General features: G+C 66.4%; 12 protein-coding genes. 3 read left to right on the forward strand and 9 right to left on the reverse strand.

Annotation, left to right across the window (positions count from 1 at the left end):
- Positions 1-143 precede the first annotated feature (143 nt).
- Both DWA33_RS13765 and DWA33_RS13770 read right to left on the reverse strand, forming a co-directional pair.
- A complete protein-coding gene (locus tag DWA33_RS13765; protein WP_114358647.1) occupies positions 144-746 on the reverse strand; it encodes a UbiX family flavin prenyltransferase in 603 nt (200 codons plus the stop codon).
- Complete coding sequence (locus tag DWA33_RS13770) at positions 743-2281, reverse strand: UbiD family decarboxylase (RefSeq protein ID WP_114358648.1); 1539 nt, start codon at positions 2279-2281, stop codon at positions 743-745. The genes DWA33_RS13765 and DWA33_RS13770 overlap by 4 nt, the downstream gene beginning before the upstream one ends.
- A 115-nt stretch (positions 2282-2396) precedes the next feature.
- Between DWA33_RS13770 and ubiT the strand changes: the two genes are divergently transcribed.
- The 3 genes from ubiT (at position 2397) to DWA33_RS13785 (ending at position 4908) form a co-directional block, all read left to right on the forward strand.
- Positions 2397-2942, forward strand: a complete 546-nt coding sequence (gene ubiT / locus DWA33_RS13775; protein ID WP_011156467.1) for a ubiquinone anaerobic biosynthesis accessory factor UbiT — start codon at positions 2397-2399, stop codon at positions 2940-2942.
- A gap of 3 nt (positions 2943-2945) precedes the next feature.
- The gene (gene ubiU, locus DWA33_RS13780; RefSeq protein WP_114358649.1) at positions 2946-3923 is read left to right on the forward strand and encodes a ubiquinone anaerobic biosynthesis protein UbiU; all 978 of its coding nucleotides are present in this window, start codon (positions 2946-2948) and stop codon (positions 3921-3923) included.
- A 64-nt stretch (positions 3924-3987) separates the two neighbouring features.
- Entirely contained in the window at positions 3988-4908 is a 921-nt protein-coding gene (locus DWA33_RS13785; protein ID WP_114358650.1) for a U32 family peptidase, read from the forward strand.
- Between the two features lie 375 nt (positions 4909-5283).
- Here the strand turns inward: DWA33_RS13785 and DWA33_RS13795 are convergent, their stop codons facing one another.
- The 7 genes from DWA33_RS13795 to gap form a co-directional block, all read right to left on the reverse strand.
- Positions 5284-6072, reverse strand: coding sequence for an inositol monophosphatase family protein (locus DWA33_RS13795; protein ID WP_114358652.1), 789 nt, complete (start codon positions 6070-6072; stop codon positions 5284-5286).
- Positions 6073-6175: 103 nt separating this feature from the next.
- Positions 6176-7267 (reverse strand): tetratricopeptide repeat protein, encoded by a 1092-nt coding sequence (locus DWA33_RS13800; RefSeq protein WP_114358653.1) that lies wholly within the window; start codon positions 7265-7267, stop codon positions 6176-6178.
- Positions 7268-7283: 16 nt separating this feature from the next.
- Positions 7284-7943, reverse strand: a complete 660-nt coding sequence (locus DWA33_RS13805) for a thiamine phosphate synthase (RefSeq protein ID WP_114358654.1) — start codon at positions 7941-7943, stop codon at positions 7284-7286.
- Between the two features lie 6 nt (positions 7944-7949).
- The gene (locus DWA33_RS13810; protein ID WP_114358655.1) at positions 7950-8984 is read right to left on the reverse strand and encodes a class I fructose-bisphosphate aldolase; all 1035 of its coding nucleotides are present in this window, start codon (positions 8982-8984) and stop codon (positions 7950-7952) included.
- Positions 8985-9238: 254 nt separating this feature from the next.
- The gene (locus tag DWA33_RS25610) at positions 9239-9658 is read right to left on the reverse strand and encodes an antitoxin MazE-like protein (protein WP_114358656.1); all 420 of its coding nucleotides are present in this window, start codon (positions 9656-9658) and stop codon (positions 9239-9241) included.
- Positions 9607-10803, reverse strand: a complete 1197-nt coding sequence (locus DWA33_RS13820) for a phosphoglycerate kinase (RefSeq protein WP_114358657.1) — start codon at positions 10801-10803, stop codon at positions 9607-9609. Before DWA33_RS13820 ends, DWA33_RS25610 begins: the two co-directional genes overlap by 52 nt.
- A 173-nt stretch (positions 10804-10976) precedes the next feature.
- Positions 10977-11984, reverse strand: coding sequence for a type I glyceraldehyde-3-phosphate dehydrogenase (gene gap, locus DWA33_RS13825; RefSeq protein WP_114358658.1), 1008 nt, complete (start codon positions 11982-11984; stop codon positions 10977-10979).
- Between the last annotated feature and the right edge of the window lie 17 nt (positions 11985-12001).

The following is a 12001-nucleotide window of genomic DNA, read 5'->3' on the forward strand; positions in this document are numbered from 1 at the left end:
TCTCCGCGAGTCCGAGCGTCTCGACCTGTTAGTTCGTAAGTCCCGATGACCGCATCCGCGCTCGGCGGCGTGGAAACGCCCCCACATCCCAACCTTCTCCCCGCGCGCGGGGAGAAGGAGCAGGCTGTGCATTTAAGAGTAGCTCAATTCTTCGGGCAGGTCGGCGGGGTGTCGTCGGACCATTCCGGCGCGGCAAGCTCCAGATCGTGCAGCCCGAGCAGCCCGATCGCGCGCAGCGCCATGTGATCGACCATTTCCGAGATCGAGCGCGGCCGCTGATAGAACGCCGGTGACAGCGGCGCCACGATCGCGCCGATCTCGGTCGCCTGCGCCATGCTGCGGATATGGCCGAGATGCAGCGGCGTCTCGCGCAGCATCAGCACCAGGCGGCGGCGCTCCTTGAGTTGGACGTCGGCGGCGCGCACCAGCAGATTGTCGAGATCGCCGTGGGCGATCGCCGACAGGGTGCGGATCGAGCACGGCGCCACGATCATGCCGGAAGTGCGGAACGAGCCCGAAGCGATGCAGGCGCCGACGTCGTCGATCTCGTGGTGGCGATGCACCAGGTCGATGGCGTGATCGAGCGCGTTCGGTCCGGCCTCGTAGGCGATGGTCCGCCGCGCGGCCTTCGACACGACCAGATGCAATTCGCAATCGACCGAAGCGAGCAGTTCGACCACCCGCAGCCCCACCGCGGCGCCTGAGGCACCGCTGATGCCGACCGCGATGCGGTGCCGCGCGCTCACCGGATCAGCCGGCGCTGACCGGCCGCCGGTTGATGTTCCGGCGACAGCCCGAGGCTGCTCCATATCGCATCGACCCGTGCGATCACGTCCTGGTCCATCTCCAGCACCTTGCCCCACTCGCGCTCGGTCTCGGTGCCGATCTTGTTGGTGGCGTCGATGCCGAGCTTACCGCCGAGTCCGGATTTCGGCGAGGCGAAATCCAGATAGTCGATCGGGGTGTCGCTGATCGACACCATGTCGCGCGAGGTGTCGCAGCGCGTCGACACCGCCCACATCACGTCGGCCCAGTCGCGGACGTCGACGTCGTCGTCGACGATGATCAGCAGCTTGGTGTAGCTGAACTGCGGCAGCATCGACCACAGTCCCATCATCAGCCGGCGCGCCTGGCCGGGATAGCGCTTCTTGATCGAGGCGACCGCGATCCGATAGGAGCACGCCTCCGGCGGCAGCCACAGATCGACGATCTCAGGGAATTGCCGCCGCGCGACGGGCAGAAACACGTCGTTGAACGCCTCGCCGAGCCGTGACGGCTCGTCCGGCGGCCGCCCCGTATAGGTCGACAGATAGATCGGATGCCGCCGCATCGTGATCGCGGTGATCCGCATCACCGGAAATTCCTCGACCGCATTGTAGTAGCCGGTGTGGTCGCCATACGGCCCCTCCGGCGCGGTCTCGGTCGGCGATACGAAGCCCTCGAGCACGATCTCGGCATCGGCCGGCACGCTGATCGGAATGGTCTGGCAAGGCGTCAGGCTCGGCCGCTCGCCGCCGAGCAGACCGGCGAATTTGATTTCCGACACCGTCTCCGGCAGCGGCAGCACCGCGGAGAGAATCATCGACGGATCGGCGCCGATCACGATCGCCACCGGCATCTCGCGCTTCTCGGCCTTCCACTGGTGGTGATGCTTGGCGCCGCCGCGATGCGCCAGCCAGCGCATGATCAGGCGGTCCTTACCCAGCACCTGCATCCGATAGACGCCGACATTGTCGGTGCCGTGCGCGCCGGGCGGCGGCTTGGTGAAAACGAGGCCCCAGGTGATCAGCGGCGCCGGCTCGCCCGGCCACGGGATCTGCACCGGAAGCCGGCCGAGATCGACGGCGTCGCCGGTCAACACCACCTCTTGCACCGGCGCGGATTTCGCCAGCTTCGGCCGCATCGCCAACGCGGCCTTGGCCATCGGCAATTTGCTGAGCGCGTCGGTCAGGCTCTGCGGCGGCGCTGGCTCGCGCATTTCGGCCAGCGCCTCGCCGAGCCGCGACAGATTCTCCGGCAGGATGCCGAGGCCCCAGGCCACCCGCTCGACCGTCCCGAACAGATTGACCAGGATCGGCATCTCGGACGGCGTGCCGTCGGCCTTGATCGGGGTCTCGATCAGGAGTGCCGGACCGCCAGCGTGCAGCACGCGGCGATGAATTTCGGTGAGGTCGTGGATCACCGACACCGGCTTGCGGATGCGGTGCAATTGTCCGCGGGATTCGAGATAGGCGCTGAACGCCCGCAGATCCGGAAAGGGCGGTTTGACGCGGTTCAGCATGATGTCTCCCTACGGAGATCATTGGTCAGCACTTGCCATCGAGCCTGTCTTTGATCAGGCGCAAAGAAGTACCGTCGGGGCCGGGCTACGCGAACTGTTCACGATAAGGTGGCCCATGTCGGTATCCAATTCATCCGTCTCCAGGATGCCCGCGCCGCTTGCCCTCGCGACGCGGGTGTTGCCGCTGTTGCCGCTGCAGGTGCTGCTCGGAATCTGCCTGCGCGAAATTCGCGCGCGCCATCCCCGGATCTTCGATCGCCTCGGTCCGCACACCGGCAAGCGTTACGGCCTCGCGCCGACCGATCTGCCGATCGCGTTCGTGCTGGAGCCGCGGCGGATGAATCCCCGGGTCACGGTGGTGCGCACGCTGCCCACCAACATTCACGCGCGGATCGCGGGGCCGCTGTCGGCGCTGATCGGCATGACCGACGGCTCCTACGACGGCGACGCGCTGTTCTTCTCGCGCGACATCGAGATCGACGGCGACATGGAAGCGGTGGTGGCGCTGCGCAATGCGATCGACGATTCCCGCGTCGATTTTCTCAAGGAGTCGGTGGCGTGGTTCGGCCCGCTGGCGGCGCCGATCGAACGGATCTTGCGCAGCCTGGTCGGCGCGCAGCCCGGCTATCGCGAAGAGCTGGGCGTCGGAGGCGGAGGTTAGAGCATGGAACTGATCTGTCCGGCTGGCACGCCCGCGGCGCTGCACGATGCCGTCGCCGCAGGTGCCGACTCGATCTATTGCGGCTTCAACGACGAAACCAATGCGCGCAACTTTCCGGGGCTGAATTTCAGCCGCGAGGAAATGCGGGAGTCGATCGCGCACGCGCATCGCTACGGCACCAAGGTGCTGGTGGCCATCAACACCTTCGCGCGCGCCGGCAATGTCGAGCTGTGGCAGCGCGCGGTCGACGATGCGGTCGAAGCCGAGGCCGATGCGGTGATCCTCGCCGATGTCGGCGTGATGGATTACTGCGCCAAGACCCATCCGGAGCAGCGGCTGCACGTCTCGGTGCAGGCGGCCGCCGCCAATCCGGATTCGATCCGGTTCTATGTCGACAGCTTCAACGCCCAGCGTGTGGTGCTGCCGCGGGTGCTCAGCGTGCAGGAAATCGCCGCGATCACCAAAGAGGTGAAGGTCGAGACCGAGGTCTTCATCTTCGGCGGCCTATGCGTGATGGAGGAGGGCCGCTGCTCGCTGTCGTCCTACGCAACCGGCAAGTCGCCCAACATGGACGGCGTCTGCTCGCCGGCCGCCTCGATCCAGTATCGCGAGCAGAACGGCTCGCTGGTGTCGCGGCTCGGCGAGTTCACCATCAACAAATTCGCCAAGGGCGAGGCTGCGGCGTATCCGACGCTCTGCAAGGGCCGCTACCAGACCGACGAAGGCTGCGGCTATCTGTTCGAAGATCCGGCCAGCCTCGATGCAACCACGATGCTGCCCGACCTCCGCGCCGCCGGCGTCGCGGCGTTGAAGATCGAAGGCCGCCAGCGCGGTCGCGCCTATATTGAACGGGTGGTGAAGACCTTCAAGGACGTACTCGCCGCGCTCGACGACGGACGGCCGCTGCCGGTCGACGCACTGCGCGGCCTGACCGAAGGCCAGTCCACCACCACCGGCGCCTACAAGAAGACCTGGCGCTGACAGCGTGGCGCCGACGCCCGTCGGCGCCGAGAGATTGTTCGCGAACTACAGCGAGGCTACTCCCATGCAACTCACGCTTGGACCGGTGCTGTTCAACTGGAAGCCGGAAGAGTGGCGCGACTTCTATTTCCGCATCGCCGACGAAGCGCCGGTCGACACCGTGGTGGTCGGCGAGGTGGTGTGCTCGAAGCGCCAGCCGTTCCTGGAGGAGCACATCCCGGCGGTGGTCGAACGTCTCGCCGGCGCCGGCAAGAATGTGCTGATGGGCTCGCTGGTGCTGATGTCGCTGCCGCGCGAGCGCAAGGCGATGGCCGAACTCGCGGGCGACGACGGCTTCATGATGGAGGTCAACGACCTCTCCTGCCTCGGCATGCTCGGCGGCAAGGCGCACGCGATCGGTCCGTTCGTCAACATCTACAACGAAGCGACCGCGGCGTATTTCGCCTCGCGCGGCGCGAGCCGGGTTTGCCTGCCGCCGGAGCTGCCGCTGTCGGCGATCCGCAGCATCGCCAAGTCGCTGCCAAACGTGTCGTTCGAGGTGTTCTCGTTCGGCCGGGTGCCGCTGGCGATCTCGGCGCGTTGCTATCATGCCCGGCTCAACAAGCTGGCGAAGGACAATTGCAAGTTCGTTTGCGAGCAGGATCCCGACGGCCTCGCCGTGACCACGCTCGACGACGAACCGTTCCTGGCGATGAACGGTGTGCAGACGCTGTCCTACACCTGCGCCAGCCTGCTCGGCGACATCGACAAGCTCAAGGATGCCGGCGTCTCCTCGATGCGCCTGTCGCCGCAACAATGCGACATGGTGGCGGTCGCGAGGCTGTATCGCGACGTCATCGACGGCAAGATCGCGCTGGCCGAAGGCGCGCAGAAGCTCGATGCGCTCTACCCGCTGAAGAAGTCGAACGGCTTCCTGTTCTCCAAGCCGGGCGCCGCGTTCGTCACTGACAGCGGCGACGTGCGACGGATCGTGCCGGCGGCGTAAGCGCATCGCGCCGACTTCAAGCTCGACAGCATGTCATCAAACACCATCGTCACCCTCCGCGAAGGCGGAGGGTCCAGTACGGTGGTGCGCTGATTCTTGAAGCAAAGCTCTGGAATACTGGATCGCCCGCCTGCGCGGGCGATGACCACCCTTGGTGTGGCTATGCGGCCCCCCACGCGTCCCGTCATGCGCGGGCTTGACCCGCCTGCGGGGCCGAAGCCCCTTCGGCGCAGCGAAGGCCCGCGCATCCATCCGCGCGTCAGCGTGTGCTCGACAGTATCACTTGAAGGAGATGGATCGCCGGGTCGAGCCCGGCGATGACGGCCTTTGTTAGCAACGTCGGACGCTTTGTTAAGAGCGTCGGACCATCGAGCGTCAGGTCAGCGGCTTCAGGATCCGCGTCAGCTCGGCGTGGATGATTTCGTTGCCGCAGACGATGTCGCCGCTCTGCAGCACGTCGCCGCCGCAGATTTCGCCGACGGTGCCGCCGGCTTCGCGGATCATGACGATGCCGGCCGCGATGTCCCACGGCGACAGATTGCGCTCCCAGAAGCCGTCGAAGCGGCCGGCGGCCACGGCGGCGAGGTCGAGCGAGGCGGTGCCCATGCGGCGCAGGCCGGCGACCTTGGGCTGCAGCGCCGCCATCTCGCGCTGGTTCTGCGCGAAGTCGCCGCGGCCGATATGCGGCAGGCCGCAGCCGATCACGCAGTCGTGGAGTTCGCGGCGATTGGCGACACGCAGCCGCGTATCGTTGAGGAACGCGCCCTTGCCGCGCTCGGCGATGTACAGTTCCTCATTGGCCGGATTGTAGATCAGGCCGGCGATCATCGTGCCCTCGCGCTCGAGACCGATCGAGATCGCAAAGTGCGGGATGCCGTGCAGGAAGTTGGTGGTGCCGTCGAGCGGGTCGACGATCCAGCGATGGCTCTTGTCGGCGCCTTCGCGCGTGCCGCCTTCTTCGCCGAGGAAGCCGTAGCCCGGCCGCGCCTTCGTCAGGTCCTCGTACAGCATTTCTTCGGCCCGCTTGTCGGCGCGGGACACGAAGTTTGCCGGGCCCTTCAGCGACACCTGGAGATTCTCGATCTCGCCGAAGTCGCGCTTGAGGCTGCGGCCGGCGCGGCGCGCGGCCTTGACCATGACGTTGATGAGGGCGGAATGGATCATGGTCTGGTCTCGTGACGACCTGCGAACGGGTCCGGTCTGGAAGGGATTGTGAGGGGATTGCCGGCGAAGGGGTGCCCGTTGCGGGGCCCGGCGTCAACCCGGATCATTTGGCGCCGCCGATCCAGGTGCGGGCGGCTTCTTCGGCCTTGGCACGATCTTCGGGCGACATCTGCGCCAGGGTCTGGTCGAGCAACAGATCGCCCTTGCCGGCGGTCTTGGCGACCAGATGCCATTTCATCGCATCGACGATGTCGCGCGTCGCCCCTTGGCCGGTGACCAGCACATGGGCGAGGCGGTTCTGGGCGATCGGATTGTTGGCGCGCGCAGCCTTGCGCAGCAGCGCCACGGCGGCGGGCTCGTTCTTCGGCGTGCCGGTGCCGTTGTACAGCGCGATCGCGTATTCGACCTGCGCCGGGACGTTACCGGCGAGCGCCGCGGCTTGCAGCAGCCGCACCGATTGCTCGACGTTCTTCGGCACGCCGTTGCCCTCTTTGTAGAAGGTCGCCAGCGCATATTGCGCTTCCGCATTGCCGGCGTCGGCGGCGATCCTGAGCAGCTCGGCGGCGCGCTTGACGTCCTGCGGGAAGGTTTGGCCGTCGAGATACAGCAGCGCCAGATTATAGGCTGCCTTCGGCTCGCCGAGCTTGGCGGCCTGCGCCAGCCATTTGGCGGCTTCCTCGCGGTTCGGCGGGCCGCCGCGGCCGCCCATCCGGGCCATCGCCAGCGCAAACATCGCCTCGCGGTCGCCGAGATCGGCCGCGCGCTGGTACCACTCGACCGCCTTCTTGTAGTCGCGCTTGACCCCGAGGGCGTTGGCGTAAAGCTCGCCCAGCATGGTCATGGCTTTGGCGTCGTTGTCGGCGGCGCGCTTCTGCGCCAGCTCGAAAGCGGTCTTGTAGAAGCCGCGCTGATAGGCGCCGTAGACCAGATCGATGTTGGGATCATCGGCTTCGGTGGCGCCGGCGCCGTTCGCAGCCTTGGCGTCGGGCTTGGCGGCCGGTTTATTGGCCTTGTCCTTGGCCTCGGTGGCGGGCGCCTTGGCAGGGGCCGCCGGCCTGGGCTTCGGCTTGTCCGGCTCCAGCGGCTTCGGGAACGGGTTCGGCCCGGACGGCGGCGACAGCGAGATCTGCGCCGCGGCGCCGGTGGCGAACAGCAGCGAAGCCGCAACAATCGCGAATGCGCGCAGCGCCTTCATCGTCGAATCCAATGTGTCATTGCCGGGGGGCGGCAGCGAAGCCTTGGCGGAGCGCTTCGCCGGCGTCCGCCAGCGCGGCCGTGGGATCGTCGGCGCTCCAGATGAAGTCGCCGACCAGCACGAAATCGGCACCTGCTGTGGCGAATTGATGGACTTCCTCGCGGCTGGCCGCATAGCCGATGCACGGCGGCTCGAACAGCTCCGCCCACCAGTCCAGCCGCTCCGCGATGGCGTCCGCCGAAGGCCGGGTGCCGTCGGTTCCCGGCTCGCCGAACAGCACGTAATCGGCGCCGGCTTCGCCGGCGATCATCGAATCATGGCGGGTTTCCAGCCCGCCGACCCCGGCGATGCGGGATGGCTGCAATTGCGGCAGCCATTCCTGCATCGCTTCGAGGCCGGTCAGATGCGCCCCATCGGCGCCGCCGCGCGCCACCAGATCGGCGTGGCCGTCGACCAGAAGCGCCGCGCCGCCTGCCTGCACCACCGGCGCCACCGCCTTGATCCGCGACGTCAGGGTGCGTGGATCGGACGGTTCCAGCCGCAGCAGCACCGCCGCCACATCGGCGGCCGCCAGCAGCTTCGGCAGGGCTGGGACGATCGCAGCGGGATCGGCGATCACCGGCGTCGCCAGATACAGGCGCGGCGCCGGACGCGATGGGGCAGGCTTGGCGTTCATTGCGGCTCAGGCGGCCTTCTTGGTTTCGAGCTCGGCGCTCCACTCGCCCTTGGCGGCGAGCGAGTTCATCCGGGCCCGGTGCGTGAACGCGGCCTGACCGGCCGCGACATTCTCGGCCTTGCCCGACCACGCCTTCTGCGGCGCGGCCTGCAGGGCGCGGCCGTAAGAGAAGGTGAGGCCCCAGGGCAGGCCGCCGATCTTGTTCATGGCATCGAGGTGCGCCGTGGCTTCTTCGTCCGACTGGCCGCCGGACAGGAAGGCGATGCCCGGCACTGCCGACGGCACGCAGGCCTTCAGCAGCTTCACGGTCTTCTCGGCGACTTCCTGCACCGAGGCCTTGTTAGCCGACTTCTTGCCGGGAACCGCCATGTTCGGCTTCAAAATCATGCCCTCGAGGGCGACGCGCTGGAAGTACAGTTGCTGGAAGGTTTCCTTCAGCACCCATTCGGTGACGTTGTAGCAGGTGTCGATGTCGTGGGCGCCGTCCATCAGCACCTCGGGCTCGACGATCGGCACGATCTGCGCCTGCTGGCACAGCGCCGCATAGCGCGCCAGCGCATGGGCATTGGTCATGATCGCGGTGTGGGTCGGCACGCCGCGGGTGGTGTCGATGTCGATCACCGCGCGCCATTTCGCGAAGCGGGCGCCCTGCTTGTAGTATTTGGCGAGCCGCTCGGCGAGCTTGTCGAGGCCGACCGTGATGGTTTCGCCCGGGCAGTTCGGCAGCGGCTGGGTGCCTTCGTCGACCTTGATGCCGGGGATGCTGCCGGCCTGCTCGATCAGCTTCACCAGCGGGGTGCCGTCGGCGGCGTTCTGCCAGATCGTCTCGTCGTACAGGATGACGCCGGAGACGTAGTCGCTCATCGCTTCGTTGGAGCGGAACAGCATCTCGCGATAGTCGCGGCGGTTGGTCTCGGTCGACTCCACCCCGATCACGTCGAACCGCTTCTTGATCGTCCCCGACGATTCGTCGGCGGCGAGAATGCCCTTGCCGGGCGCGACCATGGCGCGAGCGATCTGGTTCAAGTCAGCGAGGTTCATCGCGTCTCTCCTTTGGCTGTTCTTGTTGAGGTGGGAAGCCGTTCGGACAGGGTCTTAGACAATGCCGAGGAAGATGGCGAGGGCGCGATTGACCGCGGCCATGTCGTTGGTAGAACGGCGGCCAACGTCATCCCCCGCGAAGGCGGGGGAACCAGTATTCCAGAGCGCTCGTGTTCGATCCGCCGTTCACTGCCATACTGGATCGCCCGCCTTCGCGGGCGATGACGAGAAAGAATGCAGTAAGGACGGGCGCGTCACTTCCCGTCGTCGCCCCAGACTTCGATCATCATAACGCCAAGCTGCTCAAGGAGCTCTTGTTCTCCTGCACTTGCATTGATGGCGGCGCAGGCCCGGCGAATTTTTGCCTTGATCTCTGGAGCGTCCAAGTCAGGGAGCGGCGGATCGGTCGGCCGCAGTCCAGGTGCCGTCATCTCGGCTCGGAGCTGCCGCGCAGCCTCCCGAGCCCGCTCTTCAGAATCGCGATCGTCACTGGTGCCCACCGTGATGACCTCTGCGGAACTTGGTCCTGCGATCCGCACCACATCCCGTTCGGAATGTAGGTGCGGAACGAGGCGTCTACAACCTGGGCGTTCTTCGAGACCGAGTGGGCGTGAGTTGGGGCCTACTTGACCCGCAGCACCTCGACGCCCGGCAGCGGCTTGCCTTCCATCCATTCCAGGAAGGCGCCGCCGGCGGTCGAGATGTAGGTGAAATCGTCGGCGACGCCGGCATGGTTGAGCGCCGCGACGGTGTCGCCGCCGCCGGCGACCGATACCAGCTTGCCGGCCTTGGTGCGCTTGGCGGCGTGCTTGGCGGCTTCGACCGTGCCCTTGTCGAACGGCGTCAGTTCGAACGCGCCGACCGGCCCGTTCCACACCAGGGTGGCGGCGTCGTCGATCGCGGCGTGGATGCGCTCGATCGAGCGCGGGCCGACGTCGAGGATCATGCTGTCCGGCGGGATCGCGTCGAGCCCGTAGGCGAACGACGGCGCGTTGGCCTCGAAATGATACGCCACGGTGGCGTCCACGGGGAGGATGATGGCGCAGTTGGCGGCTTCGGCCTTGTTCATGATCCGCAGCGCGGTCTCCGCCAGATCCTTTTCGCACAGCGACTTGCCGACCTTGACGCCCTGGGCGTGCAGGAAGGTGTTGGCCATGCCGCCGCCGATCACCAGCGCCTGCACCTTGGTGACCAGGTTTTCGAGAAGATCGATCTTGCTCGACACCTTGGCACCGCCGACGATCGCGATCACCGGCTTGACCGGCGCTTCCAGCGCCTTGTTCAGCGCGACCAGCTCGGCCTGCATGGTGCGGCCCGCATAGGCCGGCAGCTTGTGGCCGAGGCCCTCGGTGGTGGCGTGGGCGCGATGCGCCGCCGAGAATGCGTCGTTGACCCAGATGTCGCCGAGTTCGGCGAGCTTCTCAACGAACGCCGGATCGTTCTTCTCTTCCTCGGGATGGAAGCGGGTGTTCTCCAGGCACAGGATGTCGCCGTCGGCCATCGCGGCGATCGCCTTGGCGGCGGGCTCGCCGACGCAGTCCTCGGCAAAGCCGACCGGCTTCTTGATCACCTCGGCCAGCGCAGCGGCGACCGGCTTGAGCGAATTCTTGTCGTCGCGGCCCTTCGGTCGGCCGAAATGCGCCAGCAGGATCACCTTGGCGCCCTTGCCCGACAGCTCGGTGATGGTCGGCGCGACGCGCTCCAGCCTCGTCGCGTCGGTGACCTTGCCGGAATCCATCGGCACGTTGAGATCGACGCGCAGCAGGACGCGTTTGCCTTTGACGTCGACGTCGTCGAGGGTGCGGAATGATTTGGTCATGATGAACCCTGTGTGTGGGGCCCATCCTTCGAGACGCCTCGCTGCGCTCGGCTCCTCAGGATGAGGCTTCCAAAGCGGCGAGGAGACGAACTCCTCGCGCCGGACATAGTCCTCATGGTGAGGAGCGGGCGAAAGCCCGCGTCTCGAACCATGAGTTCACAAGTACCAGGTCGTCAGATCAGCTTGCTCATCGCCACGGCGGTGTCGGCCATGCGGTTGGAGAAGCCCCATTCGTTATCGTACCACGACATCACGCGCACCAGCGTGCCGTTCTGCACCTTGGTCTGGTCCATGTGGAAGGTGGACGAGTGCGGATCATGGTTGAAGTCGATCGAGACGTTCGGCGCGTTGGTGTAGCCGAGGATGCCCTTCAGCTCCTGCTCGGCGGCGCGCTTGATCGCCTCGTTGATCTCTTCCTTGGTGGTGGCCTTCTTGGCGATGATCTTGAGGTCGACCACCGAGACGTTCGGGGTCGGCACGCGGATCGCGACGCCGTCGAGCTTGCCCTTGAGCTCCGGCAGCACCAGGCCGATCGCCTTGGCGGCGCCGGTCGAAGTCGGGATCATCGACATCGCCGCGGCACGGGCGCGGTACAGATCCTTGTGCATGGTGTCCAGGGTCGGCTGGTCACCGGTGTAGGCGTGGATGGTGGTCATGAAGCCGGTTTCGATGCCGACGGTGTCGTTCAGCACCTTGGCGACCGGGGCCAGGCAGTTGGTGGTGCACGAGCCGTTCGACACCACCATGTGGTCCTTGGACAGCGTCTCGTGGTTGACGCCGTAGACGATGGTCGCATCCGCCCCGTCCGACGGAGCCGACACCAGCACGCGCTTGGCGCCGGCGGTCAGCAGCGCGGCGGCCTTGTCGCGCGCCGTGAAGATGCCGGTGCATTCCAGCGCGATGTCGACGCCGATCTCCTTGTAGGGCAGCGCCGACGGATCCTTGATCGCCGTCACCTTGATCTTGCCGCGGCCGGCATCGATGGTGTCGCCGTCGACCTTCACCTCGTGCGGAAACCGGCCGTGCACCGAGTCGAAGCGCAACAGATGGGCATTGGTCTCGACCGGGCCGAGATCGTTGATCGCAACGACTTCGATGTCCTTACGACCGGACTCGTAGATCGCCCGCATAACGTTGCGGCCGATGCGGCCAAACCCATTGATCGCGACCCGGACTGCCATCCAATTTCTCCTCGCTG

The sequence above is a fragment of the Rhodopseudomonas pentothenatexigens genome, from assembly GCF_900218015.1.
Lineage (GTDB): Bacteria > Pseudomonadota > Alphaproteobacteria > Rhizobiales > Xanthobacteraceae > Rhodopseudomonas > Rhodopseudomonas pentothenatexigens.